Raw genomic sequence first — 24,196 nt, forward strand, 5'->3', positions numbered from 1 at the left:
AGCCCTCACCCCTCCAGCACCCGGTCCACAATGGCGGCCACCCGGGCCGTCGCCGCGTCCAGCCGCGACGCCAGCGCGGCCAGATCCGCCATTCCGGTCTCGCGCAGCAGGAAGGCGCGGGCGCCCTCGCCGATCTGCTCCATGTCCAGCGGCCGGTCGGTCAAGAGTCGCCCCCCCGCCTGCAGCCGCCACAAGAAGCGGTAGGCCTCCTGCAGCGCCGCCTCCTCGGGCTTGCCAAGGCAGCCGCTGCGCAGGCCCGCGCGCAGCTGCGCCTCGACCCGCCGCGCGGGGTCGGCAGCGCGCAGGGCGCAGGACTGGGCCAGCAGCTCGATGTCCTGCAGGCGGCCCGGACCGATCTTCGCCTCCCACACCCCGTCCGGCGCCTTGGCCGCAAAAATCCGCCGCCGCATGTCGGCGACATCGGCCAGCACCGTCTCGCCACCCGACTTCGCCTCCAGCACCTCGCGGCGCAGCGCCTCCACCTCGGCCGCCAGCCCCGCCTCCCCGGCAATGGCCCGGGCCCGGGTCAGCGCCAGATGTTCCCAGGTCCAGGCCTCGGTCCTCTGATAGCTGCGGAACCGCTCCAGCGCCGTCGCCACCGGGCCCTGCTTGCCCGAGGGGCGCAGGCGCATGTCGACCTCATAGAGCCGCCCCTCGGCCATCGGCGCCGACAGCGCGGTGACAAGCGCTTGGGTCAGCCGCGCGTAATAGGTGCGCGTCGGCAGCGGCCGCTTGCCCTCCGACGCCTCCACCCCGGCATCGTCATAGATCACGATCAGGTCGAGGTCCGAGGCGGCATTCAGCCGCTCTGCCCCGAGGCTGCCCATCCCCAGCACCACCGCCCCGCGCCCCGGCATCGGCCCGTGCTTGGCCGCGAACTCGGCGCAGCACGGCTCCCAGACCGCGGCCACGCAGGCGCTGGCGAGGTCGGCATACATCCGCCCCGCCTCGGCCGCATCGACCAGCCCGCGCAGGTGATGCACGCCGATGCGGAAATGCCATTCCCGCGCCCACCGCCGTGCGGCATCCAGCTTGGCCTCGTAATCGGGCAGCGCCGCCAGCTGACCGGCCAGCGCCGCGCGCAGCGGCCCCGCCCCCGGCCAGGGCGCGAAGAAATCCCCGCCGATCACCGCATCGAAGACCGAGGAATGCCGCGACAGATGCCGCGCAAGGCCGGGTGCGGTGGCGCAGATATCGACGATCAGCTCCACCAGCTGCGGGTTGGCATCGAACAGCGAGAACAGCTGCACCCCCGCCGGAAGGCCGCGCAGGAAGCCGTCGAACTGGCGCAGCGCCTCCTCGGGGTTGGCGGCGCGCAGCAGCCCGCGCAGGATGCCCGGCTTGACCCGGCGGAAAATCTCGGCGGCGCGGGCGGATCGCAGCGCCGGATAGGCGCGCCAGCCCTCGACGATGGCACGCGAGGTCTCCGGCAGGTCCGGCATCTCGTCGGTCGTCTCGCCGGGGGCAAAGAACTCCTCGGTCAGCGCCGCCACCCGCTCCAGCCGCTGACGCAGCCCGGCGCGCATCGCGGCAGTGTCGGCCTCGCCCATCATCCGCGCCAGCCGCTCGAAGCCCTCGGCGCTGGCGGGCAGCGCATGGGTCTGCGCATCGGCGGCCATCTGCAGGCGATGCTCCACCTCGCGGTGCGCGCGGTAAAGCGCGGTGAGCTCCCCCGCCACCTCCGCCGGCACCCAGCCCTTCGCCGCCAGCGCCGCAAGGCTGGCCACGGTGCCGCGCCCCCGCAACTCCGGGTCGCGCCCCCCGGCGATCAGCTGCCGGGTCTGGGTGAAGAACTCGATCTCGCGGATGCCGCCCACCCCCAGCTTCATGTCATGGCCTTCCAGCACCACCGGCCCATGCAGCCCCTTGTGGTCGCGGATCTTCAGCCGCATGTCATGGGCATCCTGGATGGCGGCGAAATCCAGATGCTTGCGCCAGACGAAGGGCGTCAGCCGCGCCAGGAACCGCTCGCCCGCCACGATGTCGCCGCCGCAGGCCCGCGCCTTGATATAGGCGGCGCGTTCCCAGGTACGGCCCTGCGCCTCATAGTATTGCTCCGCCGCCGCCATCGCGATGCAGACCGGGGTGACGCTGGCATCGGGGCGCAGGCGCAGGTCGGTGCGGAACACATAGCCCTCGGCGGTATTGTCGCCGATCCAGGCGGTCATCTTGCGCGCCACGCGGATGAAGGCGGCGCGGGCCTCGTGGTAATCGTCCGGGGCATAGCGGTCTTCGTCGAACAGGCAGATGAGGTCGATGTCCGAGGAATAGTTGAGCTCCCCCGCCCCCATCTTGCCCATCGCCAGCGCCACCATGCCGCCCGCCGTGTCGGCATCCTGGGGCACCGCGCCCGGCAACTTGCCGCGGCGGATCTCCTCGGCGACCAGCGCCTTCAGCGACAGGTCCACCGCCCGGTCGGCCAGCGCCGTCAGCGCGCCCGTCACCGCCTCCAGCGGCCAGACGCCGCCCAGATCGGCCAGCCCCGCCAACAGCGCCACCCGCCGCTTGGCGATGCGCAGGGCGACAGGCAGACCGGGCCCCGCCTCCAGCCCGCCCAATACCTCCGCCAGCGCTGGCTCGGGAGCCGCCTGCAGCGCGGCCTCCAGCCACGCCGCCTCGCGCGCCATCAGCCCGGCCAGATAGGGGCTGCATCCCGCCGCCCCCGCCAGCAGCGCCCGCAGCTCCGGCGCCAGCGCGGCAAAGCGCGCCGCGGCATCTGCGCCGCGGGCGGCATCGAACGGGATCGGGCAGCGGGTCAGCCTCGCGGCGAAAGGGGCATGGGTCATCGCGCCACCCTATCGGGCAAAGCGGCAGGGTCAACGTCAGCGCAACCGCGCTTTCCCCTTCTTGCTGGGAGAAATATCCTCGGGGGGGGCGGGGGGCAGACGGCCCCCCGCCGCCGGCGAAGGGCACTGCACGTCATATCAAGGACATACGGCCCGATCTTCATCCAACCTGTGAAGATCGGCCGCCAAAGCCCCAATTTTCTCTCAATGTGAATTTCCTTTACATCACCCCTTGAACCCCTCTTTCCCGGGGCCATATCCAGTCATGTGAAAGACATTCACATCAACGAGACACGCCGCCCAACCCGGAGGACACGATGACCCATACTGACACATTTCCCCGCCAATCCTGGTTGGGCCGCGCCGAGGCCTGGCTTGATGACCGTGGCAAAGGCGCCTGGATCGCCCTCATGGTGCTGTCCTTCATCTTCGTCTGGCCCGTCGGCCTCGCCATCCTCGCCTACATGATCTGGAGCAAACGCATGTTCGGAAGCTGTTCTTCGCGCCGCCGCAGCGGCACCGATTTCACCCGCGGAATGGGCCGTGGTCACCGCTTCGGCCAGAGCTTCGGCTCGTCGGGCAACACCGCCTTCGACGCCTACAAGTCCGACACCTTGGCCCGGCTGGAGCGCGAGCAAGAAGAGTTCGAATCCTTCCTGCGCCGCCTGCGCGAGAGCAAGGACAAGTCCGAGTTCGACCAGTACATGACCGAGCGGGCCCGCGAAGCGGCGAACCCTTCGCCGCAGACTGCGCCCGTGCCGCAGTCCGGCGACGACCGGACCTGAGATCGGGCCTGACCTCAAGGCTCTGGCCGCAGGGCCAAGATGACGGCATCGGGGCGGCGCTCGCCCCGATTTTTTCACGGCCGCCGGGTTATCTTTCTTTCCGGCGCGCCCTGCCCTTTGCACCCTGCCCCGGAGTTCCCATATGCCCCGCATGACAGACCCATATTCCCCCCAGTTCGACGACCGCGACAGGCTTTGGGGCCTGCCCGATCCGGATACCCAGCCCGGTTTCTATGCCGGCGTGCCGCTCAAGCGGCTGGTCGCCTGGCTGGTCGATTTCGTGATGGTCGCCATCCTCACCGCCATCGTGGTGCCGTTCACGGCCTTCACGGCGCTGTTCTTCCTGCCGGTGCTCTATTTCACGCTGGATTTCATCTATCGCTGGTCGACCATCGCCAATGGCTCCTCGACCTGGGGAATGCGGCTGATGGGGATCGAGCTGCGCACCCGCGCCGGGCAGAAGCTCGATAGCGGTCTCGCGCTGGTCCATACTCTGGGGTTCATCCTGACCTCGGCGACGATGATCCCGCAGCTGCTGTCGGCCGGCATGATGCTGACGCTGCCGCGCGGACAGGGCCTGACCGACGTGGTTCTGGGCACGACGGCCATCAATCGCGCCTGAGCGGCGCTGGGGCGCGATCGACCGCGCCGCCTGACCGGACCACCGGCACACGCAGCCCCCGGACGGCGAAAGGCCGCCCGGGGGCTGCGTCACGAATCGTGCTTGGCGGATCTGTGACGGCGCGGTAACGTTGCCGCATCTGCAAGCCCTTCCCGCCCGCACCCCGCTGCCATCCTGCCTTTCGAGAGCTGTTGCCCGACCATGCGCCACACTCTGCCCATTGCGCCGCAGTTCTATGTGACGGCACCGCAGACCTGCCCCTATCTGGAGGGCCGGGCGGAGCGTAAGCTGTTCACCGCGCTGCAGGGCGAGGGCGCGGGCCGGCTGAATGACGCGCTGTCCAAGCAGGGGTTCCGGCGCTCGCAGAACGTGCTCTACCGCCCCTCCTGCGCCGATTGCTCGGCCTGCATGTCGGCGCGGATCCGGGTGGCGGACTTCATCCCCAGCCGCACGCAACGCCGGGTGCTGCGCCGCAACGGTGACCTCAAGCGCGAGGCGACCAGCCCCTGGGCGACCGAGGACCAATACACCCTCTTCCGCCGCTATCTCGACAGCCGCCACGCCGATGGCGGCATGGCCGACATGGACATCTTCGAATTCGCGGCGATGATCGAGGAGACGCCGGTCAAGACCCGCGTCATCGAGTATTCCACCGCCCCCGCCGCTGGCAGCCGCAAGCGGCCGCTGACGGCGGTGTGCCTGACCGATGTGCTCGATGACGGGTTGAGCATGGTTTACAGCTTCTACGATCCGGCGCGGATCGACGACAGCCTTGGCACCTATATCATCCTTGATCATGTGGAGCTGGCCCGGCAGGTGAGCCTTCCTTACGTCTACCTGGGCTATTGGGTGCCGGGCAGCCGCAAGATGGGCTACAAGGCCAACTTCTCGGCGCTGGAGATCTACAAGGGCGGCAGCTGGCAGCCGATCGGCGATCCCTGCGGGCACAGCTCCGAGACGCATCCGCTGTCGGTGGACCCGATTGCCGAGCAGGTGGCGCGGATTTCGCTGCCCGATACCAAGCCCGTGCGCGGATAGCGCACATCTCCGTGTCGCCTGCGCGGCTAGCGCGCTACAGGCCGTCTGCGCGGCGCGAACGCAACGCCTCTACGAAAACGCGCCGGGATGCGGCAATTTGCGCAAGCCGCGCTTGAATCCGTGCCCCCGGCCCCCATTTCAGGGCAGGAAATCGCACCGGGAACCCTTTCATTGACCTATCTTTTTCTTGTGATCGGCCTTGTAGGGCTTTTTGTCGGCGGCGAGTTTCTGGTGCGGGGGGCCGTGGGCATCGCCCGCAAATTCGGGCTGTCGCCGCTGGTGATCGGCCTGACGGTGGTAGGCTTCGGCACCTCGATGCCAGAGCTGCTGGTGTCGGTGCAGGCCGCGCTTGGTGGCACCCCCGCGATTGCGATGGGCAATGTCGTAGGGTCGAACATCGCCAATATCCTGCTGATCCTTGGCGTGGCCGCGGTGATTGCGCCCGTCTCCATGACCTTTGGCCCGCTGCGCCGCGATCTGGTCGTGATGCTGGCGGCGACGCTGGTGCTGTGGGGGATGATCCTGAACGGCTATCTGGGGCGGCTCGAGGGGTTCATCCTGTTCGCCGGCCTGCTGGGCTTCCTCTGGGCCGCGCTGCGCAGCGGCAAGGAGGAGGAGACGGAAGAGATGGCGGGCGTCGCGCTGCCGCCCCTGTGGCGCTCGGTGCTGATCGCGGTGGCGGGGCTGGCGGTGCTGATGATCTCGGCCCGGTTGCTGATCGATGCCGCGACCGAACTGGCGCGGGACTTCGGGATTTCCGAGGCGGTGATCGGCCTGACCATCGTCGCCATCGGCACCTCGCTGCCCGAGCTTGCGACCTCGGTGGTGGCGGCGATGCGGCGGCAGGCCGACATTGCCGTGGGCAATGTCGTCGGGTCCAACATCTTCAACATCCTCGGTATCCTCGGGCTGACGGCCATCATCGCGCCGATCCCGGTCGAGCCGCGCTTTGCGGGCGTCGACATGGCCGTGGCCTTCGCGGCGGCGGCGGGGCTGGCCTTCATCTCGTGGAAATGGGCCCGACTGGGGCGCCCTGCGGGAGCCGGGCTGCTGGTGGTCTATGTCGGGTACATCGCGGCGATGGCGGTGATCTGACGCAGGGCCGGCAGTTTCGGGTGCCGGATTTCGCCAATATGTCGGCCATCCGGCGCTGCGCGCAAGAAATGGAATGCCAAATGCGGCATCCGCGACACATTATGTGCAATTCTCGGGGTTGACGCCCCTTCCGCCCCCTCCTAATGATACCGCCGAAGGCAACGCAAAGGGCCCCGGGCGATGGCACGGATTCTCGTACTCGTAAGGAACAGGCGCATGGGCCGGTAACGGTTGACCATAACGGTTCCCCATGCGCCCCCGCCGACACGGGGGCTTTTTGTTGCGGATTTTGGCAGGAGACGGGCGATGCAACGGCAGATGACCGGCGCGAGGATGGTGGTTCAGGCGCTGAAGGATCAGGGCGTCGAGGTGGTGTTCGGGTATCCGGGCGGCGCGGTGCTGCCGATCTATGACGAGATCTTCCAGCAGAACGACATCCGCCACATCCTCGTGCGCCACGAACAGGGCGCCGTGCATATGGCCGAGGGCTATGCCCGTTCGACCGGCAAGCCCGGCGTGGTGCTGGTCACCTCGGGCCCCGGCGCGACCAATGCCGTGACCGGGCTGACCGATGCGCTGATGGATTCGATCCCGCTGGTGGTGCTGACGGGCCAGGTTCCGACCTTCATGATCGGCACCGATGGCTTCCAGGAGGCCGATACGGTGGGCATCACCCGGCCCTGCACCAAGCATAACTGGCTCGTGAAGGATACCGACAAGCTGGCCGAAACCCTGCACCAGGCCTTCCACATCGCCATGGCCGGCCGCCCCGGCCCGGTGCTGATCGACATCCCCAAGGATGTGCAATTCGCCACCGGCACCTATGCCGGGCCGAAGCAGGCGCGGGTGTCGCATTACCAGCCGAAGGTGAAGGGCGATATCGATGCCATCACCAAGCTGGTGGAGCTGATCGAACAGGCCGAGCGCCCGGTGTTCTACACCGGCGGCGGCGTCATCAACTCCGGCCCGGGCGCCAGCCAATTGCTGCGCGAACTGGCGGATGGCACCGGCTTTCCCGTCACCTCGACCCTGATGGGTCTGGGCGCCTATCCCGCATCGGGCAAGGGCTGGCTGGGGATGCTGGGGATGCATGGCCTCTATGAGGCGAACCTCGCCATGCATGGCTGCGACCTGATGATCAACCTCGGCGCGCGCTTTGATGACCGCATCACCGGGCGCATCGCCGATTTCAGCCCGCGTTCGATCAAGGCCCATGTCGATATCGACCCCTCGTCGATCAACAAGGTGGTGCGGGTCGATCTGCCCATCGTCGGCGATATCGGCCACGTGCTGGAAGACCTGCTGAAGGTCTGGAAGGCCCGCGGGCGCAAGGTGAACAAGGACGGGCTTGCCAAATGGTGGGGGCAGATCGAGCAGTGGAAGCTGAAGAAATGCCTTGCCTACAAGGGTTCCACCACCACGATCAAGCCGCAATTCGCGCTGGAACGGCTGGAGGCGCTGACCAAGGGCCAGGACCGCTACATCACCACCGAGGTCGGCCAGCACCAGATGTGGGCCGCGCAATACCTTGGCTTCGAGGCGCCGAACCGCTGGATGACCTCGGGCGGCCTTGGGACGATGGGCTATGGCCTGCCGGCTTCCATCGGCGTGCAGATCGCCCACCCGGACGCGCTGGTCGTCAACGTCGCCGGTGAGGCGTCGTGGCTGATGAACATGCAGGAGATGGGCACCGCGGTGCAGTTCCGCGCCCCGGTCAAGCAGTTCATCCTGAACAACGAACGGCTGGGAATGGTGCGGCAATGGCAGCAGCTGCTGCATGGCGAGCGCTATTCGCAAAGCTGGAGCGAGAGCCTGCCCGATTTCGTGAAGCTTGCCGACGCCTTCGGCTGCAAGGGCATCCGCTGCTCGGACCCGGCGCTGCTGGACGATGCGATCCTCGAGATGCTGGCCTATGACGGCCCGGTGATCTTCGATTGCATGGTCGAGAAGCACGAGAACTGCTACCCGATGATCCCCAGCGGCAAGGCCCATAACGAGATGCTGATGGGCGATGCCGGGGTCGAGGGCGCGATTCAGGCGGGCGGCGCGGTGCTGGTGTGATGGGAAGGAGATACCAGACTGCCGTCGGTGTCTCCTTTGCCTGCTTCGTGTTTTATCGCGTCTGGTCGGCGCTTTGGTTCGATCCCGCCCTATCTCTGTCAGCCGCGCTGATCTCCGGCGCAGTAACGGGATGGTTGTTCTTCTACTTTGAGAAGTGGGCGACCCTACACTATGGAATCGGAGAAATGCAGAAACACGTGCAGCTTCCAATAAAGGGTGTGCGCAATCCTCTGTTCACTCACATCCCACTGTTCGCACTTGCGAACACAGCGTGCGGGTTGCTGGTAGCGATCGGATTCTCTGAGCAATTCGTTGACTACAACCTTGATTACATAGAGCACTGGCTACTGTTTGGCGCGGCATTCGCAATTCCGTCGATCGCTCTCTACTCGCTGTCCAAGGCAGAAGCGCGCAGGATCATGCAGAGCAGCATTGCGCAGGCTTCCGCAAATAAAGGGAAATCATAAAGTGTCCGCACTGAACATCAAGCAAGGCTCCACCAGCCATTCCGCCTATGAGCTGCGCGACCCCCATGCCGAGATCGTGGAAACGCACACGCTGGCGGTGATGGTCGATAACGAGGCGGGGGTGCTGGCCCGGGTCATCGGCTTGTTCTCGGGGCGGGGCTACAATATCGACAGCCTCACCGTGGCCGAGGTGGACCACAAGGGCCATCGCAGCCGGATCACCGTGGTGACGCGCGGCACGCCGGGGGTGATCGAGCAGATCAAGGCGCAGCTTGGCCGGCTGGTGCCGGTGCATGAGGTGCATGACCTGACGGTCGAGGGCCCGGCGGTGGAGCGGGAGCTGGCGCTGTTCAAGGTCGCCGGCACCGGCGAGCGCCGGGTCGAGGCGCTGCGGCTGGCCGATATCTTCCGCGCCAATGTGGTGGATTCGACGCTGGAAAGCTTCGTGTTCGAGATCACCGGCACTGTGGAAAAGATCGACGCCTTTGCCGATCTGATGCGGCCCTTGGGCTTGATCGACGTGGCGCGCACCGGCGTTGCGGCACTGTCGCGGGGCATCTGACACAATCTTGCGGCGGTCAGCTCAGGCGCGGCCGCTGCGGCGCCATATGGGCGGTTCGGTCAGGGCCGCGTCCTGATCGAGGTCCACCGGCGCTACGGGCACAGGCGCTACGGGCGCGCGCTCGGCCGGGACCGGCTTCATCATCCCCTGCCCGGCCGGAACCGGCGCAAAGGGCGCGGGCGGGAAGGCGGGAACGCTTGGGCGCCATGCCGGGCGAGGATCGGGCGGCGCGTCCTGCATGGCCTTTGCCGCCCCCTTCAGCGAAGCGGGCAGCGCCGGGCCCCAGTCCGCCTCTAGGATCGCCAGGTTGCGCACAAGCCGCATCGCCCCCGCGGCCACGATCTCCAGCGTCACAAGGTCGCCGACCGCGGGCCAGCGCGGCGGGGCCGGATCGGGGGACAGGTAATCGGGCTCTTCGGCAAGGCCGCCATAGCCCTTGAGATAGGCGATGTCGCCATGATCCTCGCACCAGACCACGGCGGACTGTGCAGACTCTTTCGACCAGACGACGACACCCAGCATAACGGACCTATTCCCAATTCCTGCTTATAACGTGGGGCGTTTCGCGGCGCTGGACTTTCTTCTGGTTGCGGGCGTCCGAACTCGCGGCGCTGGAATTTGAAGGCGATGCGAATTAGAATAAGTCGTGATGTCAAGCCGCGTCAATCCCGCGGGGTGTCGTGCGACGTAGCGACACTGCCCGTTCGAGCCACAGGGGTCGTGATTGCCGGAGCGCACAGCCGAGCCCTTTGCCGCAGATCGCGCCGCGCAGCGCCCGGCAGGCGCGGGGCCCTGCCCCACCCCGCAACAATTGCGCGCCATGTTCGGGCACAACCTGCGGCAGATGGTAGCACGCGAGCCGACGGTGGCCGACCTCTGCCGCCGGCTTGGCAGCAACCGCAGCCAGTTCAACTGTCATCTGCAGGGAGAGGCCTTTCCGCGCCCCGATATCCTGCACCGGATCTGCGCGCATTTCGGGGTCGATGCCCGGATCCTGCTGGAGCCCTTGGCCACGCAGCGCCCTGCCCCCGCCCCGCGACGCCGCTGACGGCCACGCTCGCCACGCTTGGCACCGCGCTGGCGGGCCGCGACGTGGCAGTGGCGCCGGGGATGCTGCCGGACGGGCTCTACCGCTTCTGGCACCGGTCCTTCTCGCAGCGCGATCTGGCGCTGAGCACGATCTGCCGGGTCTGGCGCGGGCGGTGTAACGCGCTTCCGCTCCCGCGAGCCGGTGCGGCCGAACCCGGTGCTGCCGGGACCGGTGCAGAAGGGCGGCAGTCTTGCGCCGAATCACGGGGCGTTTCTGCGCGCCGAGAACGGGGTGACACTGCTTTGCGCCATTCCCGGCAGCCGGATCCTGCGGCTCAGCTTCCTGCGCGCCGACCATGCCGGGGTGGCGACGCTGTTCCCGGGCTATTCGGCGCTGCCCCCGCGACCGCGCCGACGGGCTGCTGCGGCTGGTTCCCTCGCTGCTGGAGCGGTTGCCGGACGAGAGGGCGCCGCGGCTGGCGGCAGCGCGCAGCCGCGGCTATCACCGGCCCGAGACGCTGCCCGACCTGCTGCGGGGATCTTGATGGCGGAAAGCCTCGGCTGACGCGCCTGCGATAAATCGGCAGCGGCGGGGGATTGCGGCGAACCAATTGGCGCGCGCCGCGTTGGGCCCGCAGAGTGCCCGCCAGATCGGCCCCGACGGGGTGTATCTGGCTGCGCATCCCGAACCCGCCGCCGATCCCGCTTTCGCGGGTCTGCCCTGCTCTGCGAGAGGACCGACGATGACCCGATGGCAGCTGAGGATCGCGGCGGTGCTGCTGCTGGGAGGCAGCGCCGCGTTGGCGCAGGTGGTGGCACCGGAACCTGCGCAAGGCGCAGCAGCGCCGACAACCGCCGCCACCGCCGCCGACCCGCCCGAGGCTGCGCCCGCCCCGGCGACGGCATCGCTGACCACCGAGGCCCTGCGCGAGGCGCTTGTCGTGGATGCGGGGGGCGCATCCCTTGGGTCGATCACAGATTTCGTGCTGGTGCCGGACGGGTCGGGCAGGATCAGCCATGTGGTGCTGGAACTTGGCGGGGTGATGGGCATGGGCCGTCACGCGGTCGCGGTGCCCTTTTCCGAACTGAGGATCACGCCGGGCGAGGAGGGCAGATTGCGCATCCGCCTGCCTTGGACCGACATGCAGCTGCGTTCGGTCCCCGCCTATGATGCCGCCAATCCGGCGACGCTGGGGCTGAGCGGGCCGAGCGATCCCGAGCCAAGCGTGGAGGCGCCCTGATGGGCCCCGCCTATATCCCCTATTGCGGGCCCGCGCCGGTGCCTTCGGACCTTTGGGGCGCTTGGAACCTCGACCCGGTGCTGATCGGACTGCTGCTGGCGGGCGCCGGCTTGTCCGGCTTTGCCCTGCGCGCGGCGCCGGGGCGGCAGCGCCTGGCGCTGGCGGGGTTCGCGGTGCTGGCGCTGGCCTTCGTCTCGCCGATCTGCGCGCTGGCCTCGGCGCTGTTCTCGGCCCGCGTGGTGCATCACCTGCTGCTGATCGCGGCTGCGGCGCCGCTGCTGGCGCTGGCCTGGCCGGCGCGCGGGCGGGCCGGCGTTGGCGCCGCGGCGCTGGTGCATACGGTGCTGACCTGGGTCTGGCACGCGCCCGGCCCCTATGCCTGGGCGCTGTCGTCTGATCCAGCCTATTGGGTGATGGAGGCCAGCCTGCTCGCCTCGGCCGTCTGGCTGTGGCGCGGGCTTCTGGACCGGCGCGGGGGGCCTGCGGCGCCGGTGGCGGCTGCGGTGGCGACGATGGCGCAGATGATGCTTCTGGGGGGGCTGCTGCTGTTCGCGGGCGCGCCGCTGTTCCTGGTTCACCTGTCCACGACCGGCCCCTGGGGCATCAGCCCGCTGACCGACCAACAACTGGCCGGGATCGCCATGGCGGTGCTGGGGGCGCCAGCCTATGCGGGGGCGGCGCTGTGGCAGGTGCTGTCGCTGTTCAGCCCGCCCCAGGGCGAGGCTGTGTCGCAACGCGAGGCGGCCCAGGCATGAGCGGCGATCTGCCCGGGCTGACCACGCTCCTCAAGGCCGTCCATATCCTGTTCCTCGGGGTCTGGGTCGGCGGCTTGTTGCTGTTCCCCGCGCTGCTGGCCGAACGCGGCAACCACCCCGCGGGGCCCGCCCTGCACCGGATGCACCGGCGGGCCCGGTTCCTGTATACCGCCGTGCTGTCCCCTGCCGCGATCATCGCTATCGCCAGCGGCACCGCCCTGATCTTCCTGCGCGAGGTCTATGTGCCGTGGTTTGCCGCCAAGCTGCTGCTGGTCGCCGGGCTGGCGATGATCCATGTCTTCGCCGCCAGCCGCATCGTCGAGCTGTTCAAGGAGGAGGAGCCGCCGCGCTATGTCCTCGGCGCCTTTGCCTTCGCGGCGACCACGGTGCTGGTCGCCGGCACGCTGACGCTGGTTCTGGCCAAGCCGAACCTGCCGATGCCGGGCGGGCCGGGCACGAGTGTCTTCACGCCGGGCGGGTTGGGGGACTGGCTGGCGGAGGTGTTCCCGGCGCTGGCGCCGGTGGGGGCGGGTGGGGAGACCGATCAGGGCGCGGGGGTGTCGGTGGACTTGACCGGCGCGTCTTCCTCGGCCTCGGGCGAGTTGTCCGACTCCGGCTCCTCCTCCTCGCCCACGAGCCCGACCCCATGATGATAGATCAGTTTCCCCCCATGCCAGCCCGCGAACCCCACCAGCACCGCCCCAAGCGCCGAGAGTGCGAGCCCCAGCGGCAGCACCTCCTCGGGCCGGGTCAGGCGCAGGCCCCAGTTCATGCCGAGCACGGAAATCAGCATGACCGCCGCGACGCCATGTGCCCAACCGCTGCCGCGCAGGCGGATGCCGCGGACCAGCAGCAACTCGGCCAGCCCCACCAGCCCGGCGGCAATGCCGGCGATGAAGGCGACGCCCACGGCCCAGACCGCGGCGCGGGCCCAGAACGGGTCGCCCCCCCACCAGAAGAACAGGTCTGCGGCGAGCGTGGCCATGCCAAGGACGATCGGAAAATGCACCATCATCGCATGCAGGGGATGCCCGGCCAGCGCCACGATCGAGGCGCTGTCGGCAGTGTCCAGCAGGTCGGTGAACGGGTCTTGGCTGCGGTCGGCACTTGGGGTCTTGGGATCCGGCATCGGCTGGGGGCTCCTTCGCAGACGGGCGTTGCTGGGACAGCAACGAGCGGGCGCGCCGGACGGTTCCGCCCGGGGATGTGCCCTGCCCTGCTGGTCTCGCCGCTGCTGCTGGCGGGCTGCGAGGGGCTGGTGGCCGGGCCGCTGTCGGCGCTGGACCCGGCGGGCCCGCAGGCGCGGGCGGTCGCGCTGCTGTGGTGGTCGATGCTGGCGGCGGCGGCGGTGCTGTTCACGCTGGTGATGGGGCTCTACCTCTGGGCGCTGCTGCGGCCCGAGGCGGCGGCGAAGATCCCGGCGCGGCGCTGGATCATCTTTGGCGGCCTCGTGCTGCCGCTGCCGGTGCTGCTGCCGCTGGGGGTGATCGCGCTGGTGCTGGGGGAGTCGATCCTGCGGACGGGCGATGAGCCGTTCCGGGTGACCGCCCATGCGCAGCAGTGGCACTGGAGCTTCGGCTACCCGGGCCAGCCCGGCGCGGCAGAGACCATCGACGTGCTGCACATCCCCGCCGGCCGCACCGTCGAGGTGACGGTCAGCAGCGCTGATGTGATCCATTCCTTCTGGGTGCCGCGGCTGGGGGGCAAGATCGACGCCATTCCGGGGCGCGAGACCCGCATCCTGCTGACCGCCGACGACCCCGGCGGCTATGGCGGCCAATGCGCCGAATATTGCGGCACCGGCCACAGCTTCATGGCCTTCGAGGTCATCGCCCATCCCGAAGAAGGCCTCGCCGCCGCACTGGCCGGCGAGACCCCATCCGCACCGCAGGAGCCTGCCGAATGACCAAAGCCCCGAGCGGACCCGAAGAGACCGTCGAGAGCCTGCTGCCGGGCGCGGACCCCGCCCCTGCCCCCGCGCAGCCCGCGGCGCCCGGCGATGGCGTCACCGATCCGCTGGCGCTTGACGCCGAGCTGCGCCGGATCTGGGCCACCGGGCCGGGCTGGCAACGCTTCGCGGCAGTGAACCACTCGGTCGTCGGCCTGCGCTTCATGGTCACCTCGCTGGTGTTCTTCACCATCGGCGGCATCCTCGCCATGCTGATCCGGGTGCAGCTGGCGACCCCGGATAGCGGGTTCCTGGAGCCGGGGCTTTATGCGCAGGTCTTCACCATGCATGGCACGGTGATGATGTTCCTGTTCGCCATCCCGCTGTTCGAGGGGCTGGCGATGTATCTGCTCCCCAAGATGCTGGGCGCCCGCGACATGGCGTTTCCGCGGCTGTCGGCCTATGGCTACTGGTGCTATCTCTTCGGCGGCACGCTGCTGATCGTGGCGATGCTGGCGGGGGCGGCGCCGGACAGTGGCTGGTTCATGTATACGCCGCTGTCCTCGCAGCCGTTCTCGCCCGGCATCGGCGCCGATGTCTGGCTGCTGGGGGTGACCTTCGTCGAGATTTCCGCGATTTCTGCAGCGGTGGAAATCACCGTCACGATCCTGATCCTGCGCGCGCCGGGCATGTCGATGGACAGGATGCCGGTGTTCGCCTGGTACATGCTGACGGTGGCCGCGATGATGCTGGTGGGCTTTCCGCCGCTGATCCTCGGCTCGATCCTGCTCGAGGCGGAGCGGGCCTTTGGCCTGCCGTTCTTCGACCCGCTGCGCGGCGGCGATCCCCTGCTGTGGCAGCACCTGTTCTGGCTGTTCGGCCACCCCGAGGTCTATATCATCTTCCTGCCCGCAGCCGGCGCGCTCTCGACCCTGATCCCGGTCTTTGCCGGGCGCCCGCTGGCCGGCTACCGCGCCGTGGTGGCGGCGCTGGTGGCGATGGCGTTCCTGTCCTTCGGGCTCTGGGTCCACCACATGTACACGACCGGGCTGCCGCATCTGTCGCTGGCGCTGTTCTCGGCGGCCAGCACGCTCGTGGCAGTGCCGACGGCGGTGCAGATCTTTGCCTGGATCGCCACCCTGGCGCAGCGGCGGCCCAAGCCGGATCCCAAGACACGCCCCGGCATTTCCGTGTCGATGCTGCATGTGTTCGGCTTCTTCTTCATCTTCGTGATGGGCGGGCTGACCGGGGTGATGCTGGCCATCGTACCCTTCGACTGGCAGGCGCATGACACGCATTTCGTGGTGGCGCATCTGCATTACGTGCTGATCGGCGGCTTCCTGTTCCCGATGCTGGCGGCGGGCTATCACTGGCTGCCGCTGATCTCGGGGCGCGCGCATGACGGGCCGGCGGGGCGCCTGGGGTTCTGGCTGGTGTTCGCGGGGTTCAACGGCACCTTTTTCCTGATGCACATCACCGGGCTGATGGGGATGCCGCGGCGGGTCCATGCCTATGATGCCGAAAGCGGCTGGCACTGGCTGAACCTGATCTCCTCGGTCTCCAGCTTCGTGATGGCCATCGGCTTTGCGGTGATCGTGATCGACCTCTTGCTGACCCTGCGCTTCGGCCGCAAGGCAGAGCCGGACCCCTGGCAGGCAGCGACGCTGGAATGGGCGGTGCCGACCCTGCCGCCGCCGCCCTACAACTTCGCCGCCTTCCCGCGCATCACCGGCCGCGCCGACAAGCTGGAGCCGCGCAAGCTGGCGCCGGTGCTGGCGCGGGGCGAGGGCTATCTGGGCCTCGCCCGCCATGGCTGGATGGAGACGCCGGGGGTTTCCGTCGCGCGCGGCGAGCCCGAGCAGATCGTGATCCTGCCGCAGCAGACCTACCTGCCGCTGTGGACCGGCCTCGCCACCGGAGCGGTGTTCCTGTCGCTGCTGTTCAAGGTCTACCCGCTGGCAATCGTCGCCGCGCTGGTCGTGGTCGCGTTGTTCCTGCGCTGGCCGGTGGGGGACCATGCCGCTGCCGACCAGGGCGAGCTGCCCGCAGGTGAAGGCGCAGTGCTGCCTCTGTCCTCCGAGGCGCCGGTGCCGCCTGCGATCTGGGCGCTGCGGGTGGTGGCGGTGGCCGATGGCGCGCTGCTGGCCTCGCTGGTGTTCGGCGGGCTGTTCCTGGCGATCGCCGCGCCAGGCTGGCCGCCGCCGGTCTGGCCAGAGCTGCCGGTGCTGCCGGGAGTCGTCGCGGCGCTGGCACTGGTGGTCGCCTGGATCACATCGCGCATGGCGGCGCGCGGGGATGTGCTGCACGGGGCGCCGATGCTGGGGGCGGCGCTGGCGGCGAACCTTGCCACGCTGGCGAGTGTCGCCTGGATGATCGGCGCGCTGCCCCCCTTGCAGGACCACGCCGCGCAGGCGGTGCTGGCGGCGGTGATGGTCTGGCTGGGGCTGCATGCCTTCATCGGCGCGGTGCTCGCCTTCAACGCCCTGCGCCGGCTCCGCACCGGCCATGTCTCGGCCCGCCGGCGGATCGACATCGACCTGTTGCGCCTGTGGCAGGCGGGGCTGCTGCCGGCGGGGCTGGTGGTGCTCGGCTTCCCCACCGCGCTGAAGGCGCTGGCGCTGGCGGCCCTGCCATGAGCGCGGGCACCCGGATCCTCGTCGCCATCGCCGGCGGCTTCACCCTCTGGGCGCTGGTGTTCACGGCCGTCTATGCCGGGCACGCAACGGGCTGCGAGATCGGCTGGGGTCTTGCGTCCGGCCCTGGCGGCATCGCGCCTTTGCGCATGGTGCTGGTGCTGATCCCGCTGGCGGGGCTTGGCCTGACGCTGGCGGGCCTGTGGCTGCTGCGCCGGGGGGCGGGCCTCGCGCCGCGGCTGGCGACCACGGCGCAACTGCTGACGGCCGCGGCGGCGGTCGCGACCGTCTATAACTTCACCTTCGTCGCCATCCTGCCGCTCTGCGCCTAGGCAATTAGGGGCAGGCCCGCCGCACCGCGGAACAACCCGGCGGCTGCATCGTTTTCCCCATAGCCCTGCCCCAGCCCGCCAAGCGCAAGCCCCGAGCAGCCCCCGACACCCCGCGCCGGCCGCGCCCGATCAGGACGATGCCATGCCCCTCACTTTGCCCCCCGACCCCATCGCCGAAGGCCCCGACCTGCGCGCCGAGATCGTCATCGTCGGCGGCGGCTTTGCCGGGCTGTCCTGCGCGCTGGAGCTGGGGGGCAGCGATGTCGACGTGCTGCTGATCGACGCGCGCAACCACAACCTGTTCCAGCCGCTGCTCTATCAGGTCGCCACCGCCGCGCTCTCGCCCGCCGACATCTCGGAACCGATCCGCCGCACCCTGGGCCGCCACCGCAACCTGCGGGTGCTGCTGGGGCGCGTGACCGGCGCGGACCCGGGCGCGCGCGAGCTGCAGCTGGCCGACGGGCGGCGCGTGGGCTACGGCCAGCTGGTTCTGGCGGCGGGGTCCGATTACAACTATTTCGGCCATGACGAGTGGCGCGCCCATGCCCCGGGCCTCAAGACGGTGCATGAGGCGCGGCTGATCCGCCAGCGCCTGCTGCTGGCCTTCGAGAAGGCCGAGCATCTGCCCGATCCCGATGCCCGCCGCGACCTCCTGACCACGGTCATCGTCGGCGGCGGCCCGACGGGGGTCGAGATGGCGGGCGCGGTGGCAGAGCTTGGCCGCTTCCTGATCACCCGGGATTTCCGCGGGCTTTTCCCCGATGACCTGCGCATCCTGCTGGTCGAGGCCGGGCCGCGGATCCTGGCGGGCTTCCCCGAGACCCTCTCGCGCTATGCCGCGGATGAGCTGCATGAGGACAATGTCGAGATCTGGACTGACAGCTCGGTCGAGACGGTCGGGGATGGCTTCGTCACCATCGGCGGCAAGCAGATTGCCGCGGGCTGCGTGATCTGGGCAGCGGGGGTGAAGGCGGTGCCGGTTGCGGGCTGGCTGGGGGCCGAGGCCGGCAAGGGTGGGCGGCTGCCCGTGGGGCCGGATCTGGGCGTGATCGGTTTTCCCGGCGTCTGGGCCATCGGCGACGCGGCGCTGGCGTTGGACAAGGAGGGCGCGCCGCTACCGCCCTTGGCGCAGGTCGCGCGCCAGCAGGGCCAGCACCTCGGCCGCGCGCTGCGCAAGCAGGCCCGCGGCGGCAAGGCGCCCGGGCCCTTCCACTTCCACAACCGCGGCAATACCGCGGTGATCGGCCGCGGCGCGGCGGTGTTCGATTTCGGCCGCTGGCAGATGAAGGGCGCGATCGCCTGGTATCTGTGGGCGCTGGTCCATGTCTGGCTGCTGGTGAACTTTGAAAAGCGCCTGCTGGTCTCGCTGCAATGGGCGATGCGCTATGCCACGCGCCAGCGCAGCGCCCGACTGATCGACGAGACGGCGGATGCCGCGATGCCCGCCACCACCGATCCCGAAGAGGCGGGGCCGCCTGAGGGCGGCGCACCGAAATCCACGCGCCGCGCTACCCCGCGCGCAGCCGCTGAATGATCTCCGCGAGGATCGACACCGCGATCTCGGCCGGGCTCTTGGCGCCGATGCGCAGGCCGGCCGGGCCGTGGATGCGGGCGATGCCCGCTTCGCTCACCCCCGCCGCCCTGAGCCGCTCCAGCCGCTTGGCATGGGTGCGGGTCGATCCGAGGCAGCCGAGGTAGAAGACCGGCGAGGCGAGCGCGGCGAGGATCGCCGGATCGTCGATCTTGGGATCATGGGCCAGCGTCACCACCGCGGTACGGGCATCGGGGACGAGCGCCACCAGCGCTGCATCGGGCCAGTCCTCGACGATCACCTCGCCCGAAAACCGCGCCTCGGAGCCAAAGGCGCCGCGCGGATCGATCAGCACCGGATCGAACCCCGCCATGCGCGCCATCGGGACCAGCGCCTGCGCGATATGCACGGCGCCGATGACCAGCAGCCGCAGCGGCGGGTTGTGCAAGCCGGCAAAGACGCTGCCCTCCGGCTCGATGCCCGACCGGTCGCTGCGAAACCGCTCCGCCAGCGCCCCGGTCGCCTGCTCGGCGCTCACCAGCTGCACCCCGAACCCTTCCATCTCCACCAGCAGCGCCACCGCCTGCCGCGCCGCCCGCGCGGCCACCAGCTCGGCCAGCAGCGCCTCGGGCAAGGCCGTGCCCACCGGCTGCACCAGCACCCGGATCTCGCCGCCGCAGGCGAGGCCCACGGCAAAGGCATCCCCGTCGCTGACCCCGAACGTCAGCAGCCGCGCCCGCCCCTCCGCCAGCGCCTCCTGCGCCGCAAGGATCACGGCCCCCTCGACGCAACCGCCGGACACCGAGCCCATCATCGCACCATCCCCCGCCACCACCATCTGGCTGCCCGCCTGCCGCGGGGCGGAGCCCCAGGTCTGCACCACCGTCGCCAGTACCGCCCCGCGCCCGGCGCGGTGCCAGTCCAGCGCCAGTTCGGAGATGCGGTCGGGGTCGGGACGGGTGGGATGATCGGTCATGGCACTCCTCTGCCCGCGATCCTGCAGGGGCTCGCGTGGCTTGCCAATGGCAAACGCCGCGGGGTGCCCAGAGGTCCGCAAAAACGGAAAACGCTGCGGGAGGGAGGCCCGCAGCGCATTTCCCGACCGACGAGGGAGACGTCTGGTTAGGGCGATCCGCTGCGGCAGGGAGTTCCGCGTATCAGGGAGAAGCGAACCGATGGGGCCAAGCTATCCCCGCGGGCGCGCCTGTGATTTGACCCAGATCAAGTTGGCGCGCCCGCACCATGCGACAAAAGCGCAACCCCCTCATTCTTGCTGGCGAAAATATCCCGGGGGTCCGGGGGCAGCGCCCCCGGCTTGGCCAACCAAAAGGGCCGCCCGCATAACGCGGACGGCCCTTTGCTCAAGGCTGCCTGGTCAGTTCGACGCCGTCTGCAGCAGATCGGTGATCCGGCGCACCGAGGCGCGGCGGTTCGCTTGCTCGGCTGCCTCGGTGTTCACCCGCAGGTAGCTTTCGCCATAGCCCTGCACGACCATGTTTTCCGGCGGCACGTCGAAATACTCGGTCAGCGCCAGCGCCACCGATTCCGCGCGCCGGTCTGACAGCGCAAGGTTGGAGGCGGCAGAGCCCACGGCGTCGGTATGGCCCTCGATCAGGAACACCTCTTGCGGGTTCTCGTCGATATAGCCCTGGATCAGCCGGCCAACCGAGGCCAGCGACTGCGCCTGATCGGCCGTGATCGCGGCCGAGCCGGTGGCAAAGGTGATCGCGTTGACATCGATCACCGGCACCAAGGATCGCACCTCGGCGATGTTGCGGACCTGCGACAGGCTGAAGCGGCGCCCGAAATCCGACTGTTGGGCAAGGGCGGTGCGCAGGGCGGCCTCGTCATTGCTCAGCTCGACGAAGTTCTGCCGCGGCGGCGGCAGGGTTGCCACGTTCACCGGCTCATAGGTCACGGTGTCGTCGATCAGCAGGTATTCCCGGCCATTCGGGTCGATCCGGGTCCGGCGCAGGACGCGCATTTCCGGGCTGTAGATGGTCACGATCCGCGAGCCATCCTCGCGCAGGACCGTGGTCCGGCTGGAGCCATCGTTGAACTGCTCGGTGCGCACGTTCGAGCCGGGCTGGCGCAGTAGCACGTCATCGTCCTTGATCACCTCATACTGCCCATCCGGGCGCTGCACGACCACGCGGTCGCCCGAGTTCAGCTCGACCCGGCGGTTGTTGGAAATCACGGCGCCGACAGCCAGCGCGCCGATGCCAAGCAGCATGACCTTTTCACGGTCCGACAGCGCGCTGTTCCAGCGGTCATCATCGTCATCGTCGTCATCGTCATCATTGTCGCGGCGGCGCTCCTCGCGGCGCTCGGACACGGTGTTTTCGAAATCCTCGGAGGAGGACCGGGCAGACTCTTCGGTCACGGTTTCCTCGACCACCGCAACATCGTCGCTGGCCTCGGCCGCGCCATCATCGCCGATCAGCGCCTGCAGGGCGGCGGCCGCGGTCGGTTCACCCGAGGCGGCATCGGGCTGATCGACCAGCATCTGCTCGGTCGGCTGGCCGTCCTCGACGACCGGGGCAACCCCGGTCGCGGCGGTGTCAGCCTCGGCCTCTACTTCGGCCTCAGCCTCGGCTTCATCTGCGGGTTGCTCTTCGGCGTCATCGCCGTTCAGCAAGGCGCCCAGCGCGGCGCCAAGGCCACCTTCTTCGGCGGCGGGTTCCTCGGTGGTTTCGGCAGCGTCCGCCTCGGGCGCAGCGTCAGCATCGGCATCGGGCACAGCGTCAGCTTCGGGCGCGGCCTCGATCTCGGTCTCGGTCTCGGCTTCAACTTCGGCCTCTGGCGCCGCCTCTTCGGCGGGTGCCTCGCCGGTCTCGGCCTCAAGGGCGCGGCGCAGGGCGTCCTCGCCGCTTTCGGCTTCGGCGGCGGGCTCTTCCACCGCAGGCTCTTCCACCGCAGGCTCTTCCACGGCCGGGGCGTCCTCGACCGCGGGCTCCTCTGCCGGCGCCTCGACAGGGGCCTCCTCGACAGGGGCCTCCTCGACAGGGGCCTCCTCGGCTGCCGGCTCTTCCACCGGCGCCTCGTCAACAGCCTCTTCACCTTCGAGCACGCGGTTCAGCGCGTCGCCGAGGCTGCCTTCGGTCTCACCGGCGGGGATCTCGGGCGCTGTATCGGGCTGCGGTAGCTCTTCGGGTGCCGGGGCCGGGGTCTCGTCGGGGACCGGCTGCTGCTCGGGCGCGGGCTCGGGCGTCACGTCCGGAGTGGGCTCGGCGGGCACCTCTTCCGGCGCGGGCTCGGGCTGCACGTCGGGGGCGGCGTCCTCGGCCTCGTCTTCGCTCCGCGGCTCCTCATTCGGGTTGTTCCCTTCGGCGCAGGGGCCGACAGTGCCGTCGGCGCAAAGCACCGTCGCGTCGGACTGCGCATAAACCGGAACCGGCAGGGCCATCGACAGGCTGGCCATCAGCGCTGTCGCGCGGGCCGCCCGTGTCGTCTTCATCTTGCTGCGCATCACCTTATCTCCTCCGGGATGTTCTTCTCTCCGGTGACAGAACGCTTGGGCGCTGGCAACTGTTCCGCGGAGGCGGGCGGATCACATCATTGCGCGAGAGGCGTGATCTGCGAAAGATCAGGCCACGCCTCTCTTCGCATCCGCCAGGATCATCGCCGCCGCCTTCTCGGCGATCATGATCGTCGGCGCGTTGGTATTGCCCGAGGTGATGGTCGGCATCACCGAGGCATCGGCGATGCGCAACCGGCCAAGCGCGCGGAAGCGCAGGCGCGGATCGACGACGCTGGCCGCGTCCGCGCCCATGCGGCAGGTGCCGACCGGATGGAAGATGGTGGTGCCGATGTCGCCCGCCGCACGGACCAACTCCTCGCGGGTCTGGTGCTGCGCGCCGGGGCGGAATTCCTCGGGGCTGTAGCGGGCGAAGGCGGGCTGCGCGGCGATGTGGCGGGTGAGTTCGAGCGCGCGCACCGCCACCTCGCGGTCGCCCTCGGTGGCAAGGTAGTTGGGGCGGATCGAGGGATGCGCGCGGGGATCGGGGCCGGTCACATGCACCGATCCGCGGCTTTCGGGGCGCAGGTTGCACACAGAGGCCGTCATCGCCGGGAAGGGATGCACCGCCTCGCCAAAGCGGTCGAGGCTGACGGGCTGCACGTGATACTCAAGATCCGCCGTCGCCTTGTCCGGCCCCGACCGGGTGAAGATGCCCACCTGGCTCGGCGCCATCGACATCGGGCCCGAGCGGCGCAAGAGGTATTCCATGCCGATCCCGGCCTTGCCAAGCAGGGTCGAGGCCTTCTCGTTCAGCGTCGGCACCCCGGTGACCTTGAAGACCATGCGCAGCTGCAGATGGTCCTGCAGGTTCTCGCCCACCCCCGCCACCTCGCGGATCGGGGCGATGCCCGCGGCCTGCAGCACCTCGCCCCGCCCGATCCCCGACAGCTCCAGCAGCTGCGGCGAGCCGATGGCGCCGGCCGAGAGCACGGTTTCCCGCCGCGCCCGCGCGGTCTTGAGCGTGCCGGCGTGGTGGAAGACGACCCCCCTCACCTCGCCCTCGTCCACGATCAGGCGCGAGGCCTGCGCGCCGGTCAGCACCGTGAGGTTCGGCCGCTTGGCGGCGGGGCGCAGGAAGCCCTTGGCGGTGCTCCAGCGGATGCCCGAGCGCTGGTTGACGTCGAAATAGCCGCCGCCCTCGTTGTCGCCGGTGTTGAAATCCTCGCTGCGCGGGATGCCGGCCTGCACCGCCGCCTCCAGAAACGCATCGAGCACCGTCCAGCGCACGCGGGCCTTCTCCACCCGCCATTCGCCGCCCGCGCCGTGCAAGGCGCTGGCGCCCTTGTAGAAATCCTCATGGCCGCGGAACACCGGCAGCACGTCGTCCCAGCCCCAGCCGGTGCATCCCAGCTGGCGCCAATGGTCGTAATCCGCCGCCTGGCCACGCATGTAGATCATGCCGTTGATCGACGAGCAGCCGCCCAGAACCCGCCCCCGCGGATACATCAGGGCGCGGCCGTTCAGCCCCGGCTCGGCTTCGGTCTTGAACAGCCAGTCGGTGCGGGGGTTGCCGATACAATAGAGATAGCCGACCGGGATATGGATCCAGTGGTAGTTATCGCGCCCCCCTGCTTCCAGCAGCAGCACCGAATTGCGCGGGTCTTCCGACAGGCGGTTGGCCAGCACGCATCCGGCGCTGCCGGCGCCGATGACGATATAGTCGAAGTGGTCCATTCTCGCTCCTTGCGCCGCCTCACCGCAGCGCGGGTCTTCTACCGCTCTGGATTGAACCCCAGCATCCGTCCCAGCTTTGACGCATAGAACTCTCCGACCAGGCCGCGGCGGAACAGCAGGACGCAGACCATGAACACCACGCCGGTGATGATGGTGACCGGCACGTTCGAGGTGGCG

At 69.2% G+C, this 24,196-nt stretch carries 22 protein-coding genes and 1 pseudogene; 16 read left to right on the forward strand and 7 right to left on the reverse strand.

Annotated features, from left to right (window positions below; genetic code table 11):
- Positions 1 to 5 precede the first annotated feature (5 nt).
- On the reverse strand, positions 6 to 2,786 hold the full coding sequence (gene glnE / locus GVY41_RS17285; protein ID WP_161347974.1) for a bifunctional [glutamate--ammonia ligase]-adenylyl-L-tyrosine phosphorylase/[glutamate--ammonia-ligase] adenylyltransferase: 2,781 nt from the start codon (positions 2,784 to 2,786) through the stop codon (positions 6 to 8).
- Positions 2,787 to 3,103: 317 nt separating this feature from the next.
- On the opposite strand from glnE, the gene GVY41_RS17290 reads away from it, so the two are divergent.
- From GVY41_RS17290 to ilvN, 7 genes are all read left to right on the forward strand, one after another.
- Positions 3,104 to 3,571, forward strand: coding sequence for a DUF2852 domain-containing protein (locus GVY41_RS17290; protein WP_161347973.1), 468 nt, complete (start codon positions 3,104 to 3,106; stop codon positions 3,569 to 3,571).
- A gap of 142 nt (positions 3,572 to 3,713) precedes the next feature.
- Entirely contained in the window at positions 3,714 to 4,193 is a 480-nt protein-coding gene (locus tag GVY41_RS17295; RefSeq protein WP_229726095.1) for an RDD family protein, read from the forward strand.
- Positions 4,194 to 4,394: 201 nt separating this feature from the next.
- On the forward strand, positions 4,395 to 5,231 hold the full coding sequence (locus GVY41_RS17300; protein WP_161347972.1) for an arginyltransferase: 837 nt from the start codon (positions 4,395 to 4,397) through the stop codon (positions 5,229 to 5,231).
- Between the two features lie 171 nt (positions 5,232 to 5,402).
- Entirely contained in the window at positions 5,403 to 6,326 is a 924-nt protein-coding gene (locus GVY41_RS17305) for a calcium/sodium antiporter (protein ID WP_161347971.1), read from the forward strand.
- Between the two features lie 306 nt (positions 6,327 to 6,632).
- Positions 6,633 to 8,387: an acetolactate synthase 3 large subunit gene (locus GVY41_RS17310; protein WP_161347970.1), complete on the forward strand. Its 1,755-nt coding sequence runs from the start codon at positions 6,633 to 6,635 to the stop codon at positions 8,385 to 8,387.
- Entirely contained in the window at positions 8,387 to 8,854 is a 468-nt protein-coding gene (locus GVY41_RS17315; protein ID WP_161347969.1) for a hypothetical protein, read from the forward strand. Before GVY41_RS17310 ends, GVY41_RS17315 begins: the two co-directional genes overlap by 1 nt.
- Position 8,855: 1 nt before the next feature.
- Entirely contained in the window at positions 8,856 to 9,416 is a 561-nt protein-coding gene (gene ilvN, locus GVY41_RS17320; protein WP_161347968.1) for an acetolactate synthase small subunit, read from the forward strand.
- Between the two features lie 21 nt (positions 9,417 to 9,437).
- On the opposite strand, the gene GVY41_RS17325 is transcribed toward ilvN, so the two are convergent.
- The gene (locus tag GVY41_RS17325; RefSeq protein ID WP_161347967.1) at positions 9,438 to 9,938 is read right to left on the reverse strand and encodes a hypothetical protein; all 501 of its coding nucleotides are present in this window, start codon (positions 9,936 to 9,938) and stop codon (positions 9,438 to 9,440) included.
- A 202-nt stretch (positions 9,939 to 10,140) separates the two neighbouring features.
- Between GVY41_RS17325 and GVY41_RS20620 the strand changes: the two genes are divergently transcribed.
- The 5 genes from GVY41_RS20620 to GVY41_RS17350 all read left to right on the forward strand — a co-directional run bounded on the left by GVY41_RS20620 (position 10,141) and on the right by GVY41_RS17350 (position 13,091).
- The gene (locus tag GVY41_RS20620) at positions 10,141 to 10,464 is read left to right on the forward strand and encodes a helix-turn-helix domain-containing protein (protein ID WP_161347966.1); all 324 of its coding nucleotides are present in this window, start codon (positions 10,141 to 10,143) and stop codon (positions 10,462 to 10,464) included.
- A gap of 337 nt (positions 10,465 to 10,801) precedes the next feature.
- Positions 10,802 to 10,990, forward strand: coding sequence for a hypothetical protein (locus GVY41_RS17335; RefSeq protein ID WP_161347965.1), 189 nt, complete (start codon positions 10,802 to 10,804; stop codon positions 10,988 to 10,990).
- A gap of 198 nt (positions 10,991 to 11,188) precedes the next feature.
- Positions 11,189 to 11,686 (forward strand): PRC-barrel domain-containing protein, encoded by a 498-nt coding sequence (locus tag GVY41_RS17340; protein ID WP_161347964.1) that lies wholly within the window; start codon positions 11,189 to 11,191, stop codon positions 11,684 to 11,686.
- Complete coding sequence (locus tag GVY41_RS17345) at positions 11,686 to 12,441, forward strand: cytochrome c oxidase assembly protein (protein WP_161347963.1); 756 nt, start codon at positions 11,686 to 11,688, stop codon at positions 12,439 to 12,441. Before GVY41_RS17340 ends, GVY41_RS17345 begins: the two co-directional genes overlap by 1 nt.
- Positions 12,438 to 13,091, forward strand: a complete 654-nt coding sequence (locus GVY41_RS17350) for a CopD family protein (protein ID WP_161347962.1) — start codon at positions 12,438 to 12,440, stop codon at positions 13,089 to 13,091. The genes GVY41_RS17345 and GVY41_RS17350 overlap by 4 nt, the downstream gene beginning before the upstream one ends.
- Here GVY41_RS17350 and GVY41_RS17355 read toward each other — a convergent pair.
- Positions 12,986 to 13,570: a DUF2231 domain-containing protein gene (locus GVY41_RS17355; protein ID WP_161347961.1), complete on the reverse strand. Its 585-nt coding sequence runs from the start codon at positions 13,568 to 13,570 to the stop codon at positions 12,986 to 12,988. The genes GVY41_RS17350 and GVY41_RS17355 overlap by 106 nt on opposite strands.
- Before the next feature lie 75 nt (positions 13,571 to 13,645).
- On the opposite strand from GVY41_RS17355, the gene coxB reads away from it, so the two are divergent.
- From coxB to GVY41_RS17375, 4 genes are all read left to right on the forward strand, one after another.
- Entirely contained in the window at positions 13,646 to 14,347 is a 702-nt protein-coding gene (gene coxB, locus GVY41_RS17360; protein ID WP_161347960.1) for a cytochrome c oxidase subunit II, read from the forward strand.
- Entirely contained in the window at positions 14,344 to 16,965 is a 2,622-nt protein-coding gene (gene ctaD / locus GVY41_RS17365) for a cytochrome c oxidase subunit I (RefSeq protein WP_161347959.1), read from the forward strand. Before coxB ends, ctaD begins: the two co-directional genes overlap by 4 nt.
- The gene (locus tag GVY41_RS17370) at positions 16,962 to 17,294 is read left to right on the forward strand and encodes a hypothetical protein (RefSeq protein ID WP_161347958.1); all 333 of its coding nucleotides are present in this window, start codon (positions 16,962 to 16,964) and stop codon (positions 17,292 to 17,294) included. The genes ctaD and GVY41_RS17370 overlap by 4 nt, the downstream gene beginning before the upstream one ends.
- 142 nt (positions 17,295 to 17,436) lie before the next feature.
- Complete coding sequence (locus GVY41_RS17375) at positions 17,437 to 18,828, forward strand: NAD(P)/FAD-dependent oxidoreductase (RefSeq protein ID WP_161347957.1); 1,392 nt, start codon at positions 17,437 to 17,439, stop codon at positions 18,826 to 18,828.
- On the opposite strand, the gene GVY41_RS17380 is transcribed toward GVY41_RS17375, so the two are convergent.
- The 4 genes and pseudogenes from GVY41_RS17380 to GVY41_RS20400 all read right to left on the reverse strand — a co-directional run.
- On the reverse strand, positions 18,803 to 19,801 hold the full coding sequence (locus GVY41_RS17380; RefSeq protein WP_161347956.1) for an XdhC family protein: 999 nt from the start codon (positions 19,799 to 19,801) through the stop codon (positions 18,803 to 18,805). The genes GVY41_RS17375 and GVY41_RS17380 overlap by 26 nt on opposite strands.
- A gap of 399 nt (positions 19,802 to 20,200) precedes the next feature.
- The gene (locus tag GVY41_RS17385) at positions 20,201 to 22,294 is read right to left on the reverse strand and encodes an OmpA family protein (RefSeq protein WP_161347955.1); all 2,094 of its coding nucleotides are present in this window, start codon (positions 22,292 to 22,294) and stop codon (positions 20,201 to 20,203) included.
- A gap of 117 nt (positions 22,295 to 22,411) precedes the next feature.
- Positions 22,412 to 24,019 (reverse strand): GMC family oxidoreductase, encoded by a 1,608-nt coding sequence (locus GVY41_RS17390; protein ID WP_161347954.1) that lies wholly within the window; start codon positions 24,017 to 24,019, stop codon positions 22,412 to 22,414.
- A gap of 38 nt (positions 24,020 to 24,057) precedes the next feature.
- Positions 24,058 to 24,196, reverse strand: a pseudogene (locus GVY41_RS20400) (branched-chain amino acid ABC transporter permease); the annotation flags it as partial.

This window comes from Frigidibacter albus, from assembly GCF_009908165.1.
GTDB lineage: Bacteria > Pseudomonadota > Alphaproteobacteria > Rhodobacterales > Rhodobacteraceae > Frigidibacter > Frigidibacter albus.

Bases quoted from the DNA above. Each gene is read 5' to 3' on its own strand.
- glnE (WP_161347974.1), bottom strand. From the start codon at position 2,786: ATGACCCATGCCCCTTTCGCCGCGAGGCTGACCCGCTGCCCGATCCCG.
- GVY41_RS17290 (WP_161347973.1), top strand. From the start codon at position 3,104: ATGACCCATACTGACACATTTCCCCGCCAATCCTGGTTGGGCCGCGCC.
- GVY41_RS17295 (WP_229726095.1), top strand. From the start codon at position 3,714: ATGCCCCGCATGACAGACCCATATTCCCCCCAGTTCGACGACCGCGAC.
- GVY41_RS17300 (WP_161347972.1), top strand. From the start codon at position 4,395: ATGCGCCACACTCTGCCCATTGCGCCGCAGTTCTATGTGACGGCACCG.
- GVY41_RS17310 (WP_161347970.1), top strand. From the start codon at position 6,633: ATGCAACGGCAGATGACCGGCGCGAGGATGGTGGTTCAGGCGCTGAAG.
- GVY41_RS17315 (WP_161347969.1), top strand. From the start codon at position 8,387: ATGGGAAGGAGATACCAGACTGCCGTCGGTGTCTCCTTTGCCTGCTTC.
- GVY41_RS17325 (WP_161347967.1), bottom strand. From the start codon at position 9,938: ATGCTGGGTGTCGTCGTCTGGTCGAAAGAGTCTGCACAGTCCGCCGTG.
- GVY41_RS17335 (WP_161347965.1), top strand. From the start codon at position 10,802: ATGCCGGGGTGGCGACGCTGTTCCCGGGCTATTCGGCGCTGCCCCCGC.
- GVY41_RS17340 (WP_161347964.1), top strand. From the start codon at position 11,189: ATGACCCGATGGCAGCTGAGGATCGCGGCGGTGCTGCTGCTGGGAGGC.
- GVY41_RS17345 (WP_161347963.1), top strand. From the start codon at position 11,686: ATGGGCCCCGCCTATATCCCCTATTGCGGGCCCGCGCCGGTGCCTTCG.
- GVY41_RS17350 (WP_161347962.1), top strand. From the start codon at position 12,438: ATGAGCGGCGATCTGCCCGGGCTGACCACGCTCCTCAAGGCCGTCCAT.
- GVY41_RS17355 (WP_161347961.1), bottom strand. From the start codon at position 13,570: ATGCCGGATCCCAAGACCCCAAGTGCCGACCGCAGCCAAGACCCGTTC.
- coxB (WP_161347960.1), top strand. From the start codon at position 13,646: ATGTGCCCTGCCCTGCTGGTCTCGCCGCTGCTGCTGGCGGGCTGCGAG.
- ctaD (WP_161347959.1), top strand. From the start codon at position 14,344: ATGACCAAAGCCCCGAGCGGACCCGAAGAGACCGTCGAGAGCCTGCTG.
- GVY41_RS17370 (WP_161347958.1), top strand. From the start codon at position 16,962: ATGAGCGCGGGCACCCGGATCCTCGTCGCCATCGCCGGCGGCTTCACC.
- GVY41_RS17375 (WP_161347957.1), top strand. From the start codon at position 17,437: ATGCCCCTCACTTTGCCCCCCGACCCCATCGCCGAAGGCCCCGACCTG.
- GVY41_RS17380 (WP_161347956.1), bottom strand. From the start codon at position 19,801: ATGACCGATCATCCCACCCGTCCCGACCCCGACCGCATCTCCGAACTG.
- GVY41_RS17385 (WP_161347955.1), bottom strand. From the start codon at position 22,294: ATGCGCAGCAAGATGAAGACGACACGGGCGGCCCGCGCGACAGCGCTG.
- GVY41_RS17390 (WP_161347954.1), bottom strand. From the start codon at position 24,019: ATGGACCACTTCGACTATATCGTCATCGGCGCCGGCAGCGCCGGATGC.